The sequence below is a fragment of the Alphaproteobacteria bacterium genome (assembly GCA_019635875.1).
GTDB lineage: Bacteria > Pseudomonadota > Alphaproteobacteria > Reyranellales > Reyranellaceae > JAFAZJ01.
In genome coordinates, this window is record JAHBYP010000005.1 from 480550 (window position 1) to 501073 (window position 20524).

The following is a 20524-nucleotide window of genomic DNA, read 5'->3' on the forward strand; positions in this document are numbered from 1 at the left end:
ACGACCGGCGCAAGCCGGCGGATCGGGGCGGCGTAACCGGGCGCCGCAGGGTGGAAGTGAGAGGACGGAGACACTCCATGCGTCATACGAAGATGGTTTTCGCCGCGACAGGCGTCGCGGCAATGTTGATGTCGGGCATCGCGTTGGCCCAGAAATCGGGCGGCACGCTGCGCATCGCGCACCGCGACAACCCGCCCAGCGCCTCGATCCACGAGGAGGCGACGATCTCCACCGTCATGGCGTTCATGCCGGTGTACAACAACCTGGTGATGTTCGACCCCAAGGAGAAGCTCAACAGCGCCGACAAGCTGGTCGGCGAGCTGGCGACGAGCTGGTCGTGGAACGCCGACAAGTCGCAGCTCACCTTCAAGCTGCGCGATGGCGTGAAGTGGCACGACGGCAAGCCCTTCACCAGCGCCGACGTCGTCTGCACCTGGGACGCACTCACCGGCAAGGCCAAGGGCGAGTCGGCCATGCGCAAGAACCCGCGCAAGGTCTGGTACAAGAACCTCAAGGAGACCAAGGCCAACGGGCCGCTGGAGGTCACCTTCGTGCTGGAGCGGACGCAGCCCTCGTTCATCGCCATGCTGGCGTCGGGCTACACGCCGGTCTACCCCTGCCACGCAACGGCCGCGCAGATGCGTACCAAGCCGATCGGCACGGGTCCGTTCAAGTTCGTCGAGTTCAAGCGCAACGAATCGATCAAGCTGGTCAAGAACCCAGACTACTTCAAGAAGGGCCAGCCCTACCTCGACGCCATCGACTGGACGATCGTCTCGAGCCGTTCGACGCGCATCCTCTCGTTCGTCGCCGGCAACGTCGATCTCACCTTCGATTCGGACGTCACCTTCCCGATGCTGAAGGACGTCAAGACACAGGCGCCGACGGCGATCTGCGAAGCGCGGCCGACCAACGTCAGCACCAACCTGATCGTCAACAACCAGGCGCCGCCCTTCGACAATCCCGAGATCCGTAAAGCGATGATGCTGGCGCTCGATCGCGATGCCTTCAGCAAGATCATCGCCGAGGGCAACGACCTGCCGGGTGCGGCCATGCTGCCGCCGCCGGCCGGCGTCTGGGGCATGCCGACGGAAGAGCTGGCCAAGCTGCCGGGCTACGCCGACAGGGCCAAGAGCCTGGAGGCCGCCCGCGCCATCATGACCAAGCTGGGCTACAGCGCCGCCAAGCCACTGAAGATCAAGGTCGCCACCCGCAACATCGCGATCTACCGCGATCCCGCCGTGATCCTGATCGACCAGCTCAAGCAGATCTACATGGATGGCGAGCTCGATCCGGTCGACTCGCCCGTCTGGTTCCCCAAGGTGGCGAAGAAGGACTACCAGGTCGGCCTCAACCTGACCGGCGGCGGCGTCGATGATCCCGACGTGATCTTCTACGAGAACTACTCGTGCGGCTCGGAGCGCAACTACACCGGCTATTGCAACAAGGAAGTCGATGCGCTGATCGACGCGCAGTCACGCGAGCTCGATGTCGAGAAGCGCAAGCGCCTGGTCTGGGAGGTCGAGCGCAAGCTGGCCGACGATGTCGCCCGGCCGATCATCTCGTGGAACGTCGCCAACACCTGCATGTTCCCGCACCTCAAGGGCCTCGTGCTGCAGCACAACGCGATCTACAACGGCTGGCGCTTCGACGAGGTCTGGCTCGACAAGTAAGTTGGGAGTGCCGGCGTCGCGCCGGCTCTTCTCCCCCCCCTTTGATCGCCCCGGCTTGATGCCGGTCACCGCAGCACCGGCCCCCCGACAGGGGCCGTTGCTTTGTCAGCCGCTCACCGCCTTCGCCCCGGGGCCTGGACCGCGGCGCTGCGGCGCACAACGTGCGACGCTCGCAATGACGCCACGCGCCGCGCTAGGCTCGCAGCGGGCCCGTCGGCCCTGGGGAGAGCACGCATGAGCGATACCGATCTCTGGCGCTGGGACGCCGTCGATCTCGCCTCGGCGATTCGCGCGCGCAAGGTGTCGAGCGTCGAGGCGACGCGCGCGGTGCTCGACCGCATCGAAGCGGTCAATCCCAAGGTCAATGCCGTGGTGCGCCTGACCGCCGACGAGGCGCTCGATGCCGCCAACGCCGCCGACGACGCGGTACGCCGCGGCGGCCAGCTCGGCGCGCTGCATGGCGTGCCGGTGACCATCAAGGAGAACATCGACCAGGCCGGCCATCCCACGATCAACGGCGTGGTGGCGTTCAAGGAGCTGACGGCGCAGGAGGACTCGCCGCCGGTCGCCAACTGGCGTAGGGCGGGCGCGGTAATCGTCGGGCGCACCAACACGCCGGCCTTCTCCCTGCGCTGGCACACCGACAACGACGTGCATGGCCCCTCGCTCAATCCCTGGTGCCGGACGCGCACCTCGGGCGGCTCGTCGGGCGGCGCCTCCGCCGCGCTCGCCGTCGGCATCGCGCCACTGGCGCACGGCAACGACTATGGCGGCTCGATCCGCTATCCCGCCTACACCTGCGGTCTCGCCGGCATCCGCCCGACGCAGGGCCGCGTGCCGGCATTCAATGCCACGGCGACAGCCGAGCGCGCCGCCAGCAACCAGCTCATGGCGGTCAACGGCCCGCTGGCGCGCAAGGTGCGCGACGTGCGCATCGGGCTCTCGGCCATGGCCGGCGGCGACGCGCGCGATCCGATCTGGGTGCCGGCCCCGCTGGAGGGTGCGGCGCCCGCGCGGCCGATCCGCGTGGCGCTGTGCCCTACGCCCAAGGGCATGTTCACGCATCCCGCCGTGGCCGAAGCGGTGCGCAAGGCCGGCAAGGCGCTGGCCGACAACGGCTACGCCGTCGAGGAGATCGAGCCGCCCTCGGTCGAGGCAGGCGCGGCGCTGTGGCAGGCGCTGGTCTTCACCGAGGCGCGACACATGACCTGGGAGACGGTGCAGAAGCTGGGCGATGCGCAGGCCCGCAAGGCGATGAGCCTGTGGTTCGAGGTGCAGCCCGACCTGTCGATCCTCGACTACATGAAAGGCCTGGCGCAGGTCCTGACCCAGCGCCGCGAGTGGTCACGCTTCATGGAACGCTATCCGCTCGTTGTCGGCCCGAACTCCGGCGACCTGCCCTTCGAGGTCGGCTTCGACCACAAGGACGTCGCCACCATCCGCCACGTTCTGTCGGCGCAGGCGCTGATGACGACCATCAACATGCTCGGGCTGCCCTCGGCGGCGGTGCCGGTGGGCACGACCACGGCAGCCGGCGCGCCGCTTGGCCTGCCGCTGGGCGTGCAGATCGCGGCGCAGCGCTATCGCGAGGACCTCGCGCTCGATGCCGCGGAGATCGTCGAGGCCGTGCACGGCGTGACGACGCCGATCGACCCCACCTGGTGATCGAGGGAACAATCATGGCATCGTCAACGAAGCGCGCCGTCGTCGTGGGTGGCGGCGTGATGGGCGGCGGCATCGCCGCGATGTTCGCCGGCGGCGGCTGGCACACCGATGTGGTGTCGCGCTCGGCCTCGACGCGCGACGCGATACCGGGTGTGGTCGAGCGTTGCCTGAAGGCGATGGCCAAGCCGGTCGACCTCACAAGAGTAAAGACCCATGCGACACTGCCCGAGGTGCCATGGTCCGATGTCGCCATCGTCGTCGAGACGGTGAGCGAGGATCTGCCGCTCAAGCAGAGGATCTTCGCCGAGCTCGAGACGCTCGCGCCCAAAGGCACCCCGCTCACCAGCAACTCGTCGTCCTTCCCGATCAGCAGGATCGGCAAGGATCTGTCGACTCAGTCGCGCATGATGGGCCTGCACTTCTTCATGCCGGCGCACCTCGTGCCGCTGGTCGAGGTTGTGCGCTCGGTGCACACCGACGTGACGCTCGCCGAGTCCGTCGGCGACATGATGTCGTCGCTGGGCAAGCGGCCGGTGCAGGTGCGCAAGGACGTGATCGGCTTCCTCGGCAACCGCATCCAGGGCGCGCTGATGCGCGAGGCGCTATGGCTGATCGAAGAGGGCGTCGCCTCGCCCGAGGACGTCGACGCCACGGTGCGGCTGAGCTTCGGCTTCCGCTACGCCGCCGCCGGCCCGATCCTGCAGAAGGAGCACTCGGGCTGGGACACGACCTGCGCGGTGGCCAAGATCATTTACCCCGACCTCAGCAACGCCGACGGCCCGCCGCCGGTGCTGCAGAAGAACGTCGACGAAGGCCGCATCGGCTTCAAGACAGGCCGCGGCTTTTTCGACTGGACGCCGGACAAGATTGCCGCCGAGCGCGCGCGCTACGAACGAGCGCTGCTCAAGTGCATGGAAATCTTCAGGGAGGAAGGCATCATCTGATGCCTTGCCTCACGACGACGGCGGGATGAAGGGCTGAACGATCGCCTGGAACGCCGGCAGGGCTTCCAGTCGCCTCGCGTGATTGGCCAGCGCCGGGAACCGGGCCATGGGCATCAGGTCCGGATGCGCCTCGCCGATGAAGCGCAGCGCACAGGCGACGGCGATGTCGGCATGACCGATCCTCGCGCCGAACCAGAAGTCGCCGGGCCGGCGGGTCCGGTCGGATTCCAGCTGGCTCGCCGCGCCGACGACCTGCGCGCGGCAGCGCTCGACGAACAGGGCCGACGCCTGCTGGTGCAGGCGCAACTCGTAGAACAGGCTCACCGCCTTGTCGGCCATGCCGGTGGCGAGCGCCGCGACCTTCAGCGCCTGGCGACGCTGCGGCTCAGCGATCGGAAACATGCGCTTGTCCGCCGGCACGAGACTGTCGAGATAGTCGAGAATGCTGTGGCTCTCGATCAGCGCGTCGCCGTCGTCGAGCACCAGGGTCGGCACGCGGGTCAGCGGGTTGTAGGGCCTGAGCTTGTCGGCATCGCCGAAGGTCGACCACGGACGGTGCTCGAACGGCATGCCGTAGAGCGTCAACGCGACGCCGACGCGACGCACGAAAGGCGAATCGTATTGGCCGATGAGGATCACAGCGCTCGCTCCGCGAAAGGTCGGATTGCTATAGCGCGCGTTGCGCCCGACGCAAGCCTCCCGTGATTTGACTCGTCGCCGCGCCACTGCGAGCGTTTCGACATCCAAGGGAGGACACGCGATGGCGGGCAGCATCGCCTGGAACGAGTCGAGTCTCGCCATCGCGGGCGTGAAACTGCATCTCGCACGCGCCGGCAAGGGACGACCGCTGCTGGTGCTGCACCATGACACCGGCACGCTCCCGCGATTGCCGTTCTACGACGCGCTGGCCCAAGGCTTCGACGTGCTGGTGCCGCATCATCCCGGTTACGGCAGGTCGGAGCGGCCGCAGTGGTTGCGCCATCCGCGCGATGTTGCCGTGATGTATAGCTGGCTGCTCAGCGAGCTTGGCGTCTCCGCGCCGACCCTCGTCGGGCTGGGATTCGGCGGCTGGATCGCGGCGGAGATGGCGACGGCGGCGCCGCGCGATGTGGGAGCTCTGGCGCTGGTCGGCGCGATGGGCGTGAAGCCGCCGCAGGGCGACATCCTCGACCAGGCACTGCTGAGCTACGTCGATTACGTCAAGGCCGGCTTCCACCAGCAGAGCGCGATGAACGCGGTATACGGCGCGGAGCCCAGCACCGACCAACTGGTGGAATGGGACGTCTGCCGGGAGATGAGCTTCCGCATCGCCTGGAAGCCCTACATGTACAGCCAGACGCTGCCCCACCTTCTGGGCGGCGTGAAGGCCCGCGCGCTTGTGGTGCATGGCGACGACGATCGCGTCGTGCCGAGGAGCGCCGCCGAGGTTTATGCCAGGGGCCTGCCCAACGCGACGCTCGAGATCGTCCAGGGTTGCGGCCACTACGTCGAGATGGAGAAGCCCGGGGAGCTGGCGGCGCTGGTGACGGCGCTGGCCGGCGGAAACTGAGGGAGGCGACCATGCACCTGATGTACTTCACCGAGCAGCCGATGTCGGCCTACGACTCGAAGAAGGGCCTGGATTTCGGCGCCACCGCCCTGATGTTCTCCAACAGCCACTTCGATCCGATCGCCGGCAGTCGCCTCTACAACGAGTACATCGAGCAGTACAGGCTGGCCGAGGCCGTGAACTTCGACGGCATCATGCTCAACGAGCACCACAACGCGCCGTTCTGCATGCAGGCCAAGGCCAACATCTTCGCCGCCGTGCTCGCGGCCATCACCGAGCGGGTGAAGATCGTCATGCTCGGCAATCCGCTGCCGCTGTCCGACAACCCGCTGCGCCTGGCCGAAGAGCTGGCGATGATCGACATGATCTCGAAAGGCCGGCTGGTCTCGGGCTTCGTGCGCGGTGGCGGCCAGGAGCAGCTGGCGACGGGCGTGAACCCCGCCTACAACCGCGAGCGCTTCGAGGAGGCGCACGAGCTTATCGTCAAGGCCTGGACCCAGCCCGGCCCGTTCCGCTTCGAGGGCACGCATTACCAGCACCGCGTCGTGAACCCTTGGGCGGTGCCGCTGCAGAAGCCCTACCCGCGCGTCTGGATCCCGGGCGTGGTGAGCCGCGAGACCATCATCTGGTCGGCCAAGCAGCGCTATCCCTATATCGCCCTCAACACCTCGATCGAGGCGACCAGGAAGATCTGGGAGACCTACGAGCAGGCGGCGCAGGAAGCCGGCTACACCTCGGGGCCGGAGAATCGCGGCTATCTGCAGCGCGTGCACGTGGCCGAGACCGAGGAGAAGGCGATCGCCAACGCGCGCCAGTTCATGTGGATGCAGGGCGAGTTCACCGGCCTGGCGCATCCGGTGTGGAGCAGCCCCTCGGGCTATTTCTCGCCCACCCAGCGCCGCTCCTTCGTCGAGTTCGCCACCGGGCGCGCCGTCAGCCCGCGCGGCCGGCCCGACTTCCAGCAGCAGCTCGACGACCTGCAGATCATCGCCGGCACGCCCAGGACGGTGATTCCCAAGCTGCGCCGCATCCTCGAGGAGACGCGGCCGGGCATCATGGCGCTGTGGGCCAACGACGGCACGGTGAGCCACGAGGATTCCAAGACCTGCATCCGCCTGCTGGGCGAGGAGGTCCTGCCGGCGCTGCGCGAGACCGGCGCCAGGCTGGGTCTGAACAGCCCGTTCGACTGCAACGCCCCGGTGGGTATCGAGTACTCCACCGACCTGCGCAGGCCGGCCGTGGCGGCGAGCTAATCGATCGAATCTAACATTTTTGGTACCCGCACGTGACGGCGGCAATGATCTTGTTGGGATCGTCGGTCCAGACAAAGGGCCTTGGCATTTGATTTGTCGCGGCGATGAAGCCATCGATCGCCATTTCCAGTTCGGGCACGGAGCGGAAGACGCCGCGCTTCAAGTACCGCCTGGAAAGTATGGCGAAATAGCGCTCGACGGCATTGGGCCACGAGCAGAAAATTGGCGTGAAGTGGAAGGAGAACCGTTTGTGCCGGGCGAGCCAGGCGTGAACCTCCGGATGCTTGTGGGTGGCGTAGTTGTCGAGCACGACATGGACAGCTTTGCCCTTCGGCGTCTCGGCCTCAATGGAGTTGAGGAAGCGAATGAACTCCTGATGGCGATGCTCTCGCATGCAGCGTCCGGTGACCTTTCCCTCAAGGACGTCGAGGGCCGCGAACAGTGTGGTCGTGCCGTTGCGCTTGACGTTGTGCGTCATTGTCCCGGCACGCCCCTTCTTCATGGGAAGACCCGGCTGAGTGCGGTCGAGCGCTTGAGTCTAACTCTTCTCGTCGACCGAGAGCACGATGGCGTGGGCAGGCGGATCAACGTAGAGCCCCACGACAGCCCGCAGTCTTTCGACGAACTTCGGATCGTTGGAGAGCTTGAACTGCTTGATCTGGTGGGGCTGAAGGCCATGAGTCCGCCACATCCATCTCACTGCGCTGGCGCTGAAGCCGCAAGCCTCGCCCGCCGTCGCTCCGGTCCAGTGGGTGGCTTCTCCCGGCGGCCGTTCCTGCGTCAGGGCGACAACCCGAGCGGCGACCTGCGGCCCGAGCAGCGCGATCCGCGACGGTCGCGTCTTGTCGCGCAGCAGGCCCTTGCCCCCTTTCTTCCATGAAGCGTTCCTGCCAGCGCCACACGCAAGTCTTGGACTTCTTCGTCCGACGCATGATCTCGTTCTTTCCAAGGCCCTCGTCCGAAAGCAGGACGATCTCGGCTCGCCATGCGTGCTTCTGCGGCGCGTTGCGGTCCTTCATTATCGCCTTCAGCCGCTTGCGCTCCGAAGACTTCACCGTCATCGATACTCCCGTTCGCATGCGCCAGATTCGCAAGCAACGCCGTCAACTGGAATCCCTTGCGGGATTCTAATGCCAGACGCTATCCACAAGGAAGACGCCCTACAACTGGCCGAAGCCGCCGATGCGGTTGAGCCAAGTCGAATCGACCGGCTGCTTCAGGCGCCACAGTGAGATTCCGAATCTGCTGTTGAAGTCTTTGACGTGCTCGAAGACCCTCGATCGCAGCATCTCGTCGTGCACCCGCTTGCAGTCCGGGACCTCGACGGTGTCGTGCAGCGCCATCAGGGCTCCGGGCTTGAGCAGCTCACGCACCAGGAAGACGTCCTTGCGCAGTCCGCGGTAGCTGTGGTCGCCGTCGACGAATGCGAAATCAACCGTACCCTTGTATGGCCGAAGCAGCTCGCGGACCCGCGTCGAATGCGAGTCGTCGATAATCTCGAGCACGTGCTGAGAGTTCAGCGACTGCTTGATCCGCTTCCAGTGATGCGCATCGGGATGCGCACCGAGGTCGACGGTGATCGTCGCGGCGCAGCCGTAATATTCCCGGAGGAACACCGTCTGGCCGCCTCCCGCGACGCCGATGTCAAGGGACAGCTCCGAGGACTGCGCTTGGGTCGCCATGTAGGAGACGAAGTCGGCGAACTCCGCGGGATCCTGCTGCAGATACAGGCCATCCTCGCGGACCGGATAGCCGAAGTGCTCGAGATCCCCTGAGCCTGAGGCTCGAATCCTATCCATCAGTTCATCGCGGGGCGGCAACGGCTTCAGCGTTGGCATGTCAATCAGACCCTTGCTCCCCTGTCGCAGCCCATGGCTCGCTATGACACGGATTTTCCCCATGGCAGAGCAGCGGTATACATGCATATAGTACCTGTGGAAACCTCCCATCAGTCACAGGTATCAAGGTGCCTGCTTCAGCATTCAATCGTCAGCGGCCGCTGGTCTGTCGCCTGGTCGGGAGTCCGATGCTTCTACCTGCTTTCGCCGGTCGCCGGCGCCGTGATGGATTCGGCAGTTCGTGCGGCCCGATTCGGCCAGGATGAAGAACCCGTTTGGGGCCGCCTGGGACGCCGTCCTAGGGACAACTTGGCGCGCACGGGGAGCATCGTCCGCCGAGCTGAAAATTGTCGTGAATCGCGGCGGACAGCGCATCAGCGTTCGACCGGACGAGTTCGACTCGTTCAGGTTCGAGAACGGCGATAGGCTGACGATCGAGCCGGGAGCTCTAGCGGCACGCTTGGCAAAGACACCCGACGGCAGCAGCCACATCCTGGTCGGCGACGCTTGGGCGATCCGCGTTCCGCCCCGTTACGATCTGGCCGACTTCAAGGGCTTCAAGCTGCCCGTCCACCTTGTGGTTCTGACAGGAGCCGGCCCAGAGACGCTCGATCCGATCGGTGCCGCCCACATCCGCAGCTATGAGAAATTCATGAGCTTGCACCCCGATATGACGGTCCTTGAAATCGGCTGCGGCATCGGCCGTGACGCCATGCAGTTGATCGACTATCTTTCAGCGGACGGTCGCTATATCGGGATCGACGTCACGCGCGACTCCGTTGAATGTTGCCGCAGGAATATCTCCACACGATATCGGAACTTCGAGTTTCACCACTTCGATGCGCAGCACGAACTCTACAATCCGCTGGGCGCGAAGACCTCGCTGGACTTCGCCTTACCGGCGCAGGCAGGCAGCGTCGATCGAGTCTTCTTGGGCTCGGTTTTCACCCACCTGTTTGAAGCAGAGGTCGTGCACTACATGAAGGAGATCCGGCGGGTCCTTCGACCGGACGGCCTCGCTTATGCGACGTTCTTCCGATACTCACCCGAGATCATCGCTGCTGCCGTGCGCACGAACCGAACCCCATTCGGCCTTCGCTTCGAGCATCCGTATGGCGACGGATGTTACATCAACGACCCGGCCTATCCGACCGGGGCAGTCGCCTACACCGACGAGGCGATGATGCGGATGATCGAAGCCGCTGACCTGAAGCTCGCAGGGCCGTATCTGCGCGGTTGGTGGTCGGGCTATTTCGAAGAGGCCGACGACGGCCAGGACGTCGCCCTTCTGACGCCTCGATAGACCGGCGCGATCGATCGGGTACCGGGAGGTCGCGCTTGCGCAGCGTCGACTACACAGCTGCTTGACCCACAGACAGCGCTATCGCACGTTGACCCCCTCAACAATCAGGACGAAACGTGGCCGCAAGCGATATCAGCATTTCCATCGTGGTTCCCACTCATGATCGGCTCAATCTTGTCAAGGAAGCAGTCAGCACGGTCATCCGTCAGGGCGCCGGCTCCTGGGAACTCATCGTTTTCGACAACTGCTCGACCGAGCCTCTGGGCAACTTCGTGCAATCGCTCGCGCACCCCAACGTGCGCTTTGCGCGCTCGGACACGTTTCTCGACGTCACCGCCAGCTGGAATAGGGCGTTCAACATGGCCACGGGCGACTACATCATGCTCATCGGCGACGATGACGGCCTGGCGCCTGGCTTCTTTGATAAGGTCCGGGCGCTCGTCACCGAGCACGATTGGCCCGATATGCTGTACTTCCCGATCCTGCAGTTCTTCCATCCCGGCGTCGCGCCGTGGCGTCGCGAGGGATATGTCGCGCATGTGCGCAGCGAGGCGCTGGGCACCGATTCGAAGCCGCACTACCTCGATCGTTCCCAGAAACGCGAAGCGGTGGCCGGCTCCTTCGGAATGCGTCGCCGCTTCCTGTTCAACATGCAAGGACTGATCTTCAGGCGCTCCTCGGCGGACCGGATGAAGGTCAACGGCGATTTCTTCCAGTCGCCCTTTCCCGATTACTACATCGCCAATGCGGCCATGCTTCTGCTGGACAAGGTCCTGGTTTGTCCCGTGGCCGTGGCGATCGCCGGCGTATCGAAGGCGTCCTTCGGTTTCACGCTGTTCAACAATGAGGAAGCGCGCGGCGCGGCGATGCTAAAGACGGAGAATCGAGCGGATCCGTTCTGGCAGGACATGGAGCCCATCGTCCTGCCCGGCCCAGCCTACAACACCAACTACATCATAACCATGCGACACCTGCAGGAGAGGCTCGGTGCCGCCTGGGACATGAAGCCCGACTTCAAGCGCTATCGACGGATGCAGATCGCCGCGCTGGTCGACGCCCGGCTGCCTTTGCGTGAGGTCATCCTGACCCCGAACGAACGACTATTCGCGCTGGCCGTGAAGGGCATGAAGAAGGTGCGCAACCTCTGGCCGTTCAATCGCATCCTCCATCACATTCAGCATCCACTGGCCGCGCCGCCGAAAGTTACGGAGCTCGCGGTCGGCGGAATCGGTAGTGCGGTCGAGCTGTTCGAAATGCTACAGCCCGCGCCAGGCACGGACGATGCGGGGTGGGCGGTGGTTCCACGCGGCGCCAAGTGACATCATTCGCGAACCCGCACCACCTGAAAACTCCCTCCTTGGATCCAGGACACCTGTGCAGATGTCAGGATTGTCACCCCAGCAGCCGATGTTCTCCATCCTGCTTCCGAGCCGCAATGGCCTCGCCTACGTGAAGTTCGCCGTCGAATCGGTGCTGGCGCAATCGATCACCTCCTGGGAACTCATTATTTCGGACAATTGCTCGGACGAGGACTATCGCGGATATCTCGCGCTGATCGGACATTCCGGCAATCGCGTGATTCGGCCAGCAGCTCTCCTAGCAAGGGCTGACAACTGGAACCACGCCCTTGCGCAGGCGGCGGGAGAGTATGTGATCGCGATCGAAGACGGCGACGTCCTCGCGCCGGAAGGCCTGACGATCCTCAAGGCCATCATCGAGGAGCACGATCGGCCCGACGCCATCTTCTCAGCCGCCTATCAATACGTCTACCCGGGCGCGCTGCCGCGCCGGCCACGGGGGTATCTGGCAACCGTCATGCCCTCGGCGTCGCTGCGCAAAGCTTGGGGTTCGTCCGAGCTGCCATCTGGGAGGCGTCGATTCTATGCCGAGCAAGGAATGAGATTCCGCAGGGCATTCGGCTTCAACATTCAGTACCTCACGTGGAGGAAGTCGTTTATCGACAGCCTCGCCCATCTCGGGCCGTTCTTCCAAACGCCGTGCCCTCATTACTACGCGTCACTGGTCACCATGAGAACGGCGCCCCGGGTAATCGCGAACCCGAAGCCATGCATCATCATCGGGACGTCGCCAAAGTCGTGTGACCCTCTCGACAATCCGGAGCTGGCGCAGTCCGCGTATGTCGATACAATGCGCACGGTGCTGCCACAGGCCGAGCAGGCGCTTCAATTGCCAGGCGACGTTCGTTATCGCAATTGGCTGGTCGCGAATCTTGCCATCTACCAGAAGTTGCCGGAGCTGTTTCCGAAGCGCGTGAGTTTGTGGCGCTACCGGACAATCCAGACTCTGTGGATGGCCCACCGCTACTACGCCGCGGCGGGCCCCGACCGCGAGGCCAAGCTCGGCACGTTGCCGAAGCCGGAACAGCGGCTATTCATTCGCCTCGCCAAGCGATTTCAACTGGGGAAACGGGCCGGCCGTTCACTCAGAAGGCTGTACGCCACGCTTTTCGACGAGTCGGCCCTTGGGCTCGTCCGCGCCCGAGTGCATCGTTTTGGCACCCACACCGACGTTCTGGACGCGCTGGCGTGGCTATCTGTTCGACACGACATTCCGCTGCGCCTGCTACAAGCCATTCCCCGCCGTGCCCTGGCGCTGCGACGCCGCATGCGTGGCGTGCCGCGTCAGCTGAGCGCTCCTTGATTGGGTGTTGGTGTTGGTGTCGGCGTTGGCATCTGCAATAGCACAGATTCGATGTTCTTGAAGCAGCGTAGTGGCGGGATTTCGAACTGCCCGGGATCGACCGCGGCGTCGCCCCAAGTGAAATACCGTAGCAGCTCGCGATTGATCGGCGCCAGCGAACTGAAGATGTCGGTCTGATTGTCGCGGATGAGCAGATCTTCCTGATCGCCGGAACGGAAGGTCTTGCTGTGTGGCCAGTCGTCGACCGGATACTCCCCCTTGTCGCCGACCACCAGGAGCGATGCACCATCCTTGACGATGGTCGCGCTCAACCCTTCGAGCCCGCTCTCGAACTTGAGGCAATCCATCTTCGAGAGTCCCAACTTCGGGAATCGCGACGTCAGGAATCTCGTCCGCACAAGGAAGCCGTTGGACCGCACGTGCGGATTGGGAAACGCCGGGAACATGGGCGCGCCTTCGTAGTCGGGATGCACCGACATGCGCTGGCGCCACAGGCGAAGATGCCGTCGCCGATAGGGCTCCTCGAACAGCGCCCACAGCCTTAATCGACGCCCGACTCGCGCAACTCCGGGAATCCGGTAGCCGTTCTCCAAGGCACGAATGATGTCGGCGAACTGATCATGCGTGGACGATCGCAGCAGGTCGCCGTCGAGCACCTTGCCGAGATACCAAATCCAGGCGCCGATCGTCGACTGCCGACTCTCGTAGGACGCAGTCGCGCCGACCAGACCGACACCAGGTCGAGAAGCCGCTCGATACAGCCGCTCGAGCCACAGCGGCTTGTTGATGATCGAGAACGTATTGAGACAGCTAATCCATTCCGTATAGACGGTTTGGGCCGTTCGAAGGTAGGCGTGGATATCGAAGCCTTCATCGGATTGGGCGACGAAGCGCGTGGCGATCGGCGCCAGGATCTCCTTTGCGCTCGCGACCTCTCTTTCGTCATCGCCTTTCAGGCAGACGACGAGATCGTGCGGGATGCCGGCGGGATGATCGATGTAGCTTTGCCTGAAGCGCTCGATAGCCTCGATGCCTTCAGCCGCCCGTGCCAGATAGACGACACTTACCGGTGGTCTCAGGAGCGACATATAGGCATCCCATTGGAGAAAGTGACGGCTGCTTCATTCCTGCATATAGAGCATCATCAGGGCGTTCGACGCAACTGCACGGCCTCCATCGCGCGCCGGTTTGCAATCCATCGGTCCGCATGATAGGTGCCGATGCGGCGAACATTCATGGCGCTCGATATGATGGCACGCACTCCCACGACGTCGCCAAGTAAGGTACACACCTCCATGACAAAAGGCCGTGCACAAGTCTCCTGTCCCTATTGTGGAAGCAAGGCGGTACACGCCCTCTCCGGCTCCGATATCAACAGGGGCGTCACCGACGCCGTCTTCCATCAATTCTGCTGCACAAAGTGCCGCCTCAGGTTCGTTTCAAATCCGCCTGAGAACTTGCCTGAGTACTATGGATTCGAGTATAATTACCCGTGGACTACTCTGGAGAATCTGGATAGAATTGGCGTTCCTCTTGAACGGTACAAGATTGATCTCGTCCTAGCGGCCAAGAAGTCCGGCAAGCTTCTTGAGATCGGCGCATCGGACGGGGTGTTCTGCAGGCTGGCCCAGCTGGCCGGCTTCGACGTGCACGCGATCGAGATGAACCAAGCGTGCGTGAACTTCATGAACGACACCATCGGGATCCATGCCGTCCAAAGCAACGAACCGGCGGCAGTTCTCGAAGCGTCGGACGAGCGCTACGATGCGATCTGCCTGTGGCACACCATAGAGCACCTGCCCGAGCCTTGGCGCATGTTCGAGTTGGCGGCGTCGCGTCTCGCGCCTGATGGCGTCCTGGTGATCGCCACGCCCAATCCGGATGCCTGGCAGGCCAGGCTCCTGCGCGCACGATGGCCCCACCACGATCTGCCGCGCCATCTCTATCTTCTGCCCATAGCGTGGATTCGCGATCTGGCGCGAAAGAGCGGCCTCGCCGTCGATAACATCACCACGCGCGACGAGGGGAGCCTGTTCTGGAACAAGTTCACCTGGGCCACAATGCTAAGATCGTGGGGCAAGAATGCCCGCGGCAAGACCAAGATGTGGAACGCCGGACTGTCCCTCGGTCGCTTCCTGGATCCATTGGAAGCGCGCGAGGGGGCGGGTGCCGCCTACACCGCGATCCTGAGGCGTCCGGGCTAGCAGCCGTAGAGCGCGCCCCGCCAGCGCCAGTCGGCCCATGTCCTCAGCCGCTCGAGCCGACTGGCCCGCCCCGGCATTGCCGCGTCGCCCCATGCCAGTTCCGCCAGCCAACGGCGTTTGCCCGGCGATCCCGCAGCATAGTCGAAGGTGCGGAAGTCGGACACCGCAAGCGCCTCCTGTCCGCCTGAGCGGAACGTGCGGTTGCGCGGCCACTCCTCGGCCAGGGATCGGCCGCCCTCGCCGTCAACGACGACCGGCTTCAGACCGCGCGCCTCGATCTGCCGCGTAAGCCCCAGCGGTCCGGCCTCGAAGGCATTGCCGCTCTCCAGCGACGATACGTCGCCGGGATCCAGTTCGAGGAAACGCCTGCGTTCCATCATGAACGCGTTGGTGCGGATATGGACGTTGGGAAAGGTCGTGGCGCCCGACGTCTCGTAGCTGCCGGTGGCGCCGGCCACGCCGCAGCCGGGCACACGATCGAACGTCTCAAGGCACGCGCGCAACCAGGTCCGCGAGAGGATCTCGCTGGTCGAGGTGAAGAATACCAGGACATCGCAGTCGACCTTCGCGGCGACATCGAAGCTCATGAAGAACTGGAAGACACCTTCGGGATAGCGATGCTCGTGAACCGCGCCTTTCCACTTGCGCGTCAGAGTCTCGAGCATCGGATTCCTGTCACCCTCGGCATAGCCCTTTGCCTGCCAATGGAGCTCCACGGCCAAGCCATCCGCGGCATCGATCACCGACCGTGTGAAGCGACGCGCGAAACGCGAGGAGTTCGCCGCGCGATCGAGATAGACCAGTCCGAGCTTAGTCATGCGGAGCGGTGCCGACCGGCTGCGCAGGCGCAATCCGCTTGGCCGCGGCCCTGGCACGCAACGCCTGCTTCAGCCGCCAGCGCACGAACTCGATGTTCAGCCCGACGACGCGCATGCGAAGGCGAAAGCGCTGCCCCGCCGTGAACCCGGTGGCCGACAGGCGTTCGGTGAAGCGCCAGAACTTCCACAGCGGCAGCACGTAGTCGACGACGCTGCGATGATAGTAGCGGAAGAGATTGCGCGAGCTCATGCCGCGGCTCCCGAGGATCAGCTCGCCGCCGTCGGCCTGCGCGACCTTGCCGAGCTTGAGCAGTTCCAGGACGACTGCCCAATCCGACGCCAGATATTCCTCCTCGTGCAAGGCCTGGTTGCGCATCAGCGCTTCGCGCCGGAACAGCGAGTAGTAGCGGCCATTGGCGTGCCAGTAGCCGAAGAAGGCGAGCACGCGCTGCGCCGGATCGTCGTGCTCGATCGGCCCGTCGCCCATGCGTTTGCGCTCGAAGATGCCGTTGTCGAAGCGCGTCCGGCAGTTGGCCGCAATCGCGTCGGGCCGGCGGCGCAGCACCGTGACGGTCTGGGTGAGGAAATCCGGCGAGCGCATGTCGTCGGCTGCCGCCCACATGAAGAGCGGCGCCCGTGCCTGGTCCAGCACGAAGCGGAAGTTAACGGTCGCCCCGAGATTGCGTGGCTGGCGCACGAACCGCACACGACCGTCCTGGCGCGCGAAGCGCTCGCAGATCTCGGCCGAGCGGTCGGTCGAGGCATTGTCGGAGATGATCAGCTCGAAGTCCCGGAAGTCCTGCGCCAGGATCGCGCCGATGGTGGCCGGCAGGTATTCCTCGGCGTTGTGCACCGGCATGCCGATGCTGACAGCCGGCACCTCGCTCATCGCAGCATCAGGTCCAGCGCGGCTTGGATCGACACCTGCGGACTCCAGCCCAATGCGCGCAATCGCGTGGTATCGCCGTAAAGCGACGCGGGCTCGCCGGGACGCAGGGCATACAGGCGCCGCAGCGGCTCCGCGTCCTTTCCTAGCACGGCCGCGAGGTGATCGACCATGTCGGCGATCTGCGTCGGCTGGCCCGCACCGACGTTGAACGCGCCCGTGCCATCCGACGTCGCCAGCGTCGCCAGCGCCTCGCCCGCGTCGCCGACATGGAGGAAATCGCGCAACGCCACGCCGCCGATCGCGAAGGGCTCGCGCTCGCCGCGCAGTGCGGCGATCACCGAGGGAATGAGGCGACCCGCCGGTTCGCCCTTGCCGATGGGAATGAACAGCCGGGCCCACGCGAACGGCACGCCATGCGCCGCGCAGACCGCTTCCATCGCCAGGTTCGCCTGGTGCTTGGATGCGCCGTACAGGGTCGCCGCCCGCAGCGGCGTCGAGCCCTCGACGCAGCAGGTGTGCTCCGACCATTCGTATTCTGCACAGGTGCCGACGCCGACAAGGCGCCGCCCCCCGGCGCGGCAGAACGCATCGGCGAGACGCTCGCTGGCCGCCACCCATTGCGTATTGACCGGTGCGGTCCAGAACTTGCCGTGCTCGGCATACCAGGCGACATGGATCAGCGCCTCCGCGGCGGCCCCCCTCATCGCCTCGTCCAGCGGTGCGTCGTCCAGCAAGTCGGCCTGAATGTCGCAATTCGCCTGACGCCCCAGCGTAACGACGTCGACGCCGCGCCTCTTCAGGCTGCCGACGACAGTCCGGCCGACGAATCCGGTGGCGCCGGTTACGAGGGCGCGCAAGCGCAGCCTCCGTCGCGCCACACCGTGACTTCCGGCACCGCGGCGATCAGCTGGCCGCCCCAGTCGCGGATATAGGCGAGCTGCGCCTCGAGCTCGGCGCGCAGGTTCCAGGGCAGGATCAGCACGCGGTCCGGCCGATCGGCACGCAGATGATCCTCCGACACGATCGGAATGCGGCTGCCCGGCAGGAACCGGCCCTGCTTGCCCGGACTGCGGTCGACGACGTAGCGCACGAGATCGCAGCGAACGCCGGCGAAATTCAGCAGCGTATTGCCCTTGGCCGCCGCGCCATAGGCGGCGACCTTCAGGCCGGCACGCTTGGCCTCGACGAGCCAGGCCAGCAGCCCGTCCTTGATGCGCTCGGCCGCCGGCTGCAGCGTCTCGTAGTAGGCGCGGCGCGTGACGCCCGCGGCCTGCTCCTGCTTCAGGATCGCATCGACAGAGGCCTCGACCCTGCGCTTGCCGTCCCCGCTGCGCTGGGCGAAGACGCGCAGGCTGCCGCCATGCGTCGGCAGGCACTCGACATCGAAGATGCTCAGCCCGTTGCGCGCGAAGATCGTCGCGACCGTCGTCAGCGACAGGTACGAATAGTGCTCGTGGTAGATGGTGTCGAACTGCAGGCCCCGCATCAGCTCGAGCAGATGGGGGAACTCGAAGGTCGCCACGCCGTCGGGCCTCAACATGATGGCGAAGCCGGCGACGAAATCGTTGATGTCGGGCACGTGCGCCAGCACGTTGTTGGCGGCGGTGATGCTGGCAGCCGGGTAGCGCTGCCGCAGGCGCCGCGCCGTGTCGCTGCCGAAGAACTCGCCGGCGACCTCCAGCCCCCGGGCACGCGCCGCGTCGGCCGTCGCCTTCGTCGGCTCGACGCCCAGGCAGGGGATCGCGCGCTCCCTGAAGTACTGCAGCAGGTAGCCGTCGTTGGACGCGATCTCGACGGCGAAATCGCCATCGCCCAACGCGAAGCGCTGCGTCATCGCGCCGACATAGGCCTTGGCGTGCGCCAGCCAGGACGCCGAAGTCGAGCTGAAATAGGCATAGTCAGCGGTGAACAGGCTCTCGCGCGCGGCGTAGTCCTCGGTCTGCACCAGCCAGCAGCGCTCGCACACCAGCACCCGCAGCGGATACCACAGCTCGGGGGCCGACAGCTGCTCCGCCGTCAGATAGGCATTGGAGGGTGGCGCCGTGCCGAGATCGATTAGCTTCAGCGACAAGGGCGCGTCGCAGTGGCGGCAGCGATTCATAGATCGATTCCACGGAAGCTGTCGTCGAGCCTGGGATGCGCCGCGTCGCGCGCCGACATCTCGCTGATGGGCAGCGGCCAGGCGACGCCGACGCGCGGCTCGAGCGCGGAGATCGCGCCCTCGGCCGCCGCGTCGTAGGGCGCCGAATGGAGGTAGAGGATCGCGGCATCGGGCTTCAGCGTCTGCAGTCCGTGCGCGCAGCCCTCGGGCACGAGCATGGCGGCATCCTCGTCGGCCGACAGCGTATGGCCGAACCAGCGAAGCAATGTCGGCGAACCCAGGCGCAGGTCGACGACGACGTCGAACACCGCGCCCTGCACGCAGGTCACCAGCTTCATCTCGGCCGCGGGCGGGCGCTGGAAGTGCATGCCGCGCACGACACCGGCCTGGGAGGTGAAGGTGCGGTTGATCTGCGCCACCGGCTTCACCCAGCCCGCGGCGCCCAGCTCCTCGGCGCAGAACAGCCGTTCGAGGAAACCACGCGCATCGCCCAGCCGCCTGCGTCGCACCAGCTTCACGCCCGCGATCGGCGTGTCTTCGATCGTGAACCGGCCGCTCATCGCGCGGCGCCGAACGCGGCGATGTCGGCGCGGCAGAGTTCCAGCGCCGCTTCGCCCTGCGCCAGCTTCTGGTACCAGCCCATCGTGCGGCGCACCGACTCCTCGAGCCCCCAGCGCGGCGCGAAGCCCAGCCTCTCGCGTGCCTTCGCCGACTCGACCATCAGCTTGCCCGCCTCATGCAGCTTCGGCTCCGCCTTCGCCGCGACGATCTTGCCACTGCCATAGACCTTGCGCGCCAACTCGAGCACGTCGCCGACCTTGGTCGTCTCGTGTGTCGCCGGCCCGAAATTCCATGGACCCGCCAGGGACGGATCGCGCCAAAGCGCCTCGACCAGCAGCATGTAGCCATGGAGCGCATCGAGCACGTGCTGCCACGGACGATGCGCGCCGGGATGGCGTACGCCGAGCGGCGCGCCCGACTGCCAGGCGCGGATCGCATCGGGAAGCAACCGGTCCTTCGACCAGTCGCCGCCGCCGATGACGTTGCCGGCGCGCGCCGTCGCCACCGCCGTCTTCGAATCGTGGAAGAAGGAATGCCGGTAGGCCGACGTGACGATCTCCGCCGCCGCCTTGCTGGCGCTGTAGGGATCGCGGCCGCCCAGCGGATCGTCCTCGCGATAGGGATAGACCCACTCGGCGTTGCGATAGACCTTGTCGCTGGTGACGACGACGGCGACCCGCGCACCGGACAACGTGCGCAGGCTTTCCAGCAGGTTGACCGTGCCCATGACGTTGGTGCCGAAGGTCTCGACGGGCGCCTCGTAGCTGGTGCGCACCAGCGGCTGCGCGGCGAGGTGCAGGACGATCTCGGGATCGAAGCCCCGCATGATGCGATCGAGCGCCGGGGCGTCGCGGATGTCGCAGATATGGCTGTCGATCAGCGCGCCAAGCCCGGCGCGCTCGAAGATGCTGGGCTCGGTCGGCGGCGGCAGGCTGACGCCGCAGACCCGGGCGCCCAGCTCGCGCAGCCAGATGGCCAGCCAGGCGCCCTTGAAGCCGGTGTGCCCGGTGAGAAGCACGCGCTTGCCGCGGAAGAACCCATCGGGTGTCATGGGGCCCGGCGTGG

18 protein-coding genes and 1 pseudogene are annotated in these 20524 nt (G+C 65.4%); 9 read left to right on the plus strand and 10 right to left on the minus strand.

Features of this window, described 5'->3' with window-relative positions:
• Positions 1-77: 77 nt before the first annotated feature.
• The 3 genes from KF889_20290 to KF889_20300 all read left to right on the plus strand — a co-directional run bounded on the left by KF889_20290 (position 78) and on the right by KF889_20300 (position 4282).
• Positions 78-1673 carry a peptide ABC transporter substrate-binding protein gene (locus KF889_20290; GenBank protein ID MBX3501789.1) on the plus strand — a complete coding sequence of 532 codons (1596 nt, stop codon included), beginning with the start codon at positions 78-80 and terminating at the stop codon, positions 1671-1673.
• Positions 1674-1907: 234 nt separating this feature from the next.
• Positions 1908-3338: an amidase gene (locus KF889_20295; GenBank protein MBX3501790.1), complete on the plus strand. Its 1431-nt coding sequence runs from the start codon at positions 1908-1910 to the stop codon at positions 3336-3338.
• 14 nt (positions 3339-3352) lie between these two features.
• Positions 3353-4282 (plus strand): 3-hydroxyacyl-CoA dehydrogenase, encoded by a 930-nt coding sequence (locus KF889_20300; protein ID MBX3501791.1) that lies wholly within the window; start codon positions 3353-3355, stop codon positions 4280-4282.
• Between the two features lie 9 nt (positions 4283-4291).
• On the opposite strand, the gene KF889_20305 is transcribed toward KF889_20300, so the two are convergent.
• Positions 4292-4921 (minus strand): glutathione S-transferase family protein, encoded by a 630-nt coding sequence (locus KF889_20305; protein MBX3501792.1) that lies wholly within the window; start codon positions 4919-4921, stop codon positions 4292-4294.
• A 121-nt stretch (positions 4922-5042) separates the two neighbouring features.
• On the opposite strand from KF889_20305, the gene KF889_20310 reads away from it, so the two are divergent.
• Both KF889_20310 and KF889_20315 read left to right on the plus strand, forming a co-directional pair.
• Positions 5043-5831, plus strand: coding sequence for an alpha/beta fold hydrolase (locus KF889_20310; protein MBX3501793.1), 789 nt, complete (start codon positions 5043-5045; stop codon positions 5829-5831).
• Between the two features lie 11 nt (positions 5832-5842).
• A complete protein-coding gene (locus tag KF889_20315) occupies positions 5843-7084 on the plus strand; it encodes an LLM class flavin-dependent oxidoreductase (GenBank protein MBX3501794.1) in 1242 nt (413 codons plus the stop codon).
• Between the two features lie 10 nt (positions 7085-7094).
• Here the strand turns inward: KF889_20315 and KF889_20320 are convergent.
• A pseudogene (locus tag KF889_20320) lies at positions 7095-8163 on the minus strand (IS630 family transposase).
• Positions 8164-8244: 81 nt separating this feature from the next.
• Positions 8245-8922, minus strand: a complete 678-nt coding sequence (locus KF889_20325) for a class I SAM-dependent methyltransferase (protein MBX3501795.1) — start codon at positions 8920-8922, stop codon at positions 8245-8247.
• Positions 8923-9184: 262 nt separating this feature from the next.
• Here KF889_20325 and KF889_20330 point away from each other — a divergent pair, with 262 nt between their 5' ends.
• From KF889_20330 to KF889_20340, 3 genes are all read left to right on the plus strand, one after another.
• On the plus strand, positions 9185-10225 hold the full coding sequence (locus KF889_20330; protein ID MBX3501796.1) for a class I SAM-dependent methyltransferase: 1041 nt from the start codon (positions 9185-9187) through the stop codon (positions 10223-10225).
• Positions 10226-10341: 116 nt separating this feature from the next.
• Positions 10342-11544, plus strand: a complete 1203-nt coding sequence (locus KF889_20335; GenBank protein MBX3501797.1) for a glycosyltransferase family 2 protein — start codon at positions 10342-10344, stop codon at positions 11542-11544.
• 88 nt (positions 11545-11632) lie between these two features.
• Positions 11633-12886, plus strand: coding sequence for a glycosyltransferase (locus tag KF889_20340; protein MBX3501798.1), 1254 nt, complete (start codon positions 11633-11635; stop codon positions 12884-12886).
• On the opposite strand, the gene KF889_20345 is transcribed toward KF889_20340, so the two are convergent.
• Positions 12868-13974 carry a hypothetical protein gene (locus tag KF889_20345; protein MBX3501799.1) on the minus strand — a complete coding sequence of 369 codons (1107 nt, stop codon included), beginning with the start codon at positions 13972-13974 and terminating at the stop codon, positions 12868-12870. The two genes, KF889_20340 and KF889_20345, sit on opposite strands and share 19 nt — an antisense overlap.
• 147 nt (positions 13975-14121) lie before the next feature.
• Here KF889_20345 and KF889_20350 point away from each other — a divergent pair, with 147 nt between their 5' ends.
• Positions 14122-15090, plus strand: a complete 969-nt coding sequence (locus KF889_20350; protein ID MBX3501800.1) for a class I SAM-dependent methyltransferase — start codon at positions 14122-14124, stop codon at positions 15088-15090.
• Here KF889_20350 and KF889_20355 read toward each other — a convergent pair.
• The 6 genes from KF889_20355 to rfbG are packed head-to-tail and all read right to left on the minus strand — an operon-like array spanning position 15087 to position 20510.
• Positions 15087-15941: a hypothetical protein gene (locus KF889_20355; GenBank protein ID MBX3501801.1), complete on the minus strand. Its 855-nt coding sequence runs from the start codon at positions 15939-15941 to the stop codon at positions 15087-15089. The genes KF889_20350 and KF889_20355 overlap by 4 nt on opposite strands.
• The gene (locus KF889_20360; GenBank protein ID MBX3501802.1) at positions 15901-16797 is read right to left on the minus strand and encodes a glycosyltransferase family 2 protein; all 897 of its coding nucleotides are present in this window, start codon (positions 16795-16797) and stop codon (positions 15901-15903) included. Before KF889_20360 ends, KF889_20355 begins: the two co-directional genes overlap by 41 nt.
• Positions 16794-17654, minus strand: coding sequence for an NAD(P)-dependent oxidoreductase (locus tag KF889_20365; GenBank protein ID MBX3501803.1), 861 nt, complete (start codon positions 17652-17654; stop codon positions 16794-16796). Before KF889_20365 ends, KF889_20360 begins: the two co-directional genes overlap by 4 nt.
• A complete protein-coding gene (locus KF889_20370) occupies positions 17639-18898 on the minus strand; it encodes a methyltransferase domain-containing protein (GenBank protein MBX3501804.1) in 1260 nt (419 codons plus the stop codon). The genes KF889_20365 and KF889_20370 overlap by 16 nt, the downstream gene beginning before the upstream one ends.
• Entirely contained in the window at positions 18895-19458 is a 564-nt protein-coding gene (locus KF889_20375) for a dTDP-4-dehydrorhamnose 3,5-epimerase family protein (protein MBX3501805.1), read from the minus strand. The genes KF889_20370 and KF889_20375 overlap by 4 nt, the downstream gene beginning before the upstream one ends.
• On the minus strand, positions 19455-20510 hold the full coding sequence (gene rfbG / locus KF889_20380) for a CDP-glucose 4,6-dehydratase (protein MBX3501806.1): 1056 nt from the start codon (positions 20508-20510) through the stop codon (positions 19455-19457). The genes KF889_20375 and rfbG overlap by 4 nt, the downstream gene beginning before the upstream one ends.
• Positions 20511-20524 lie beyond the last annotated feature (14 nt).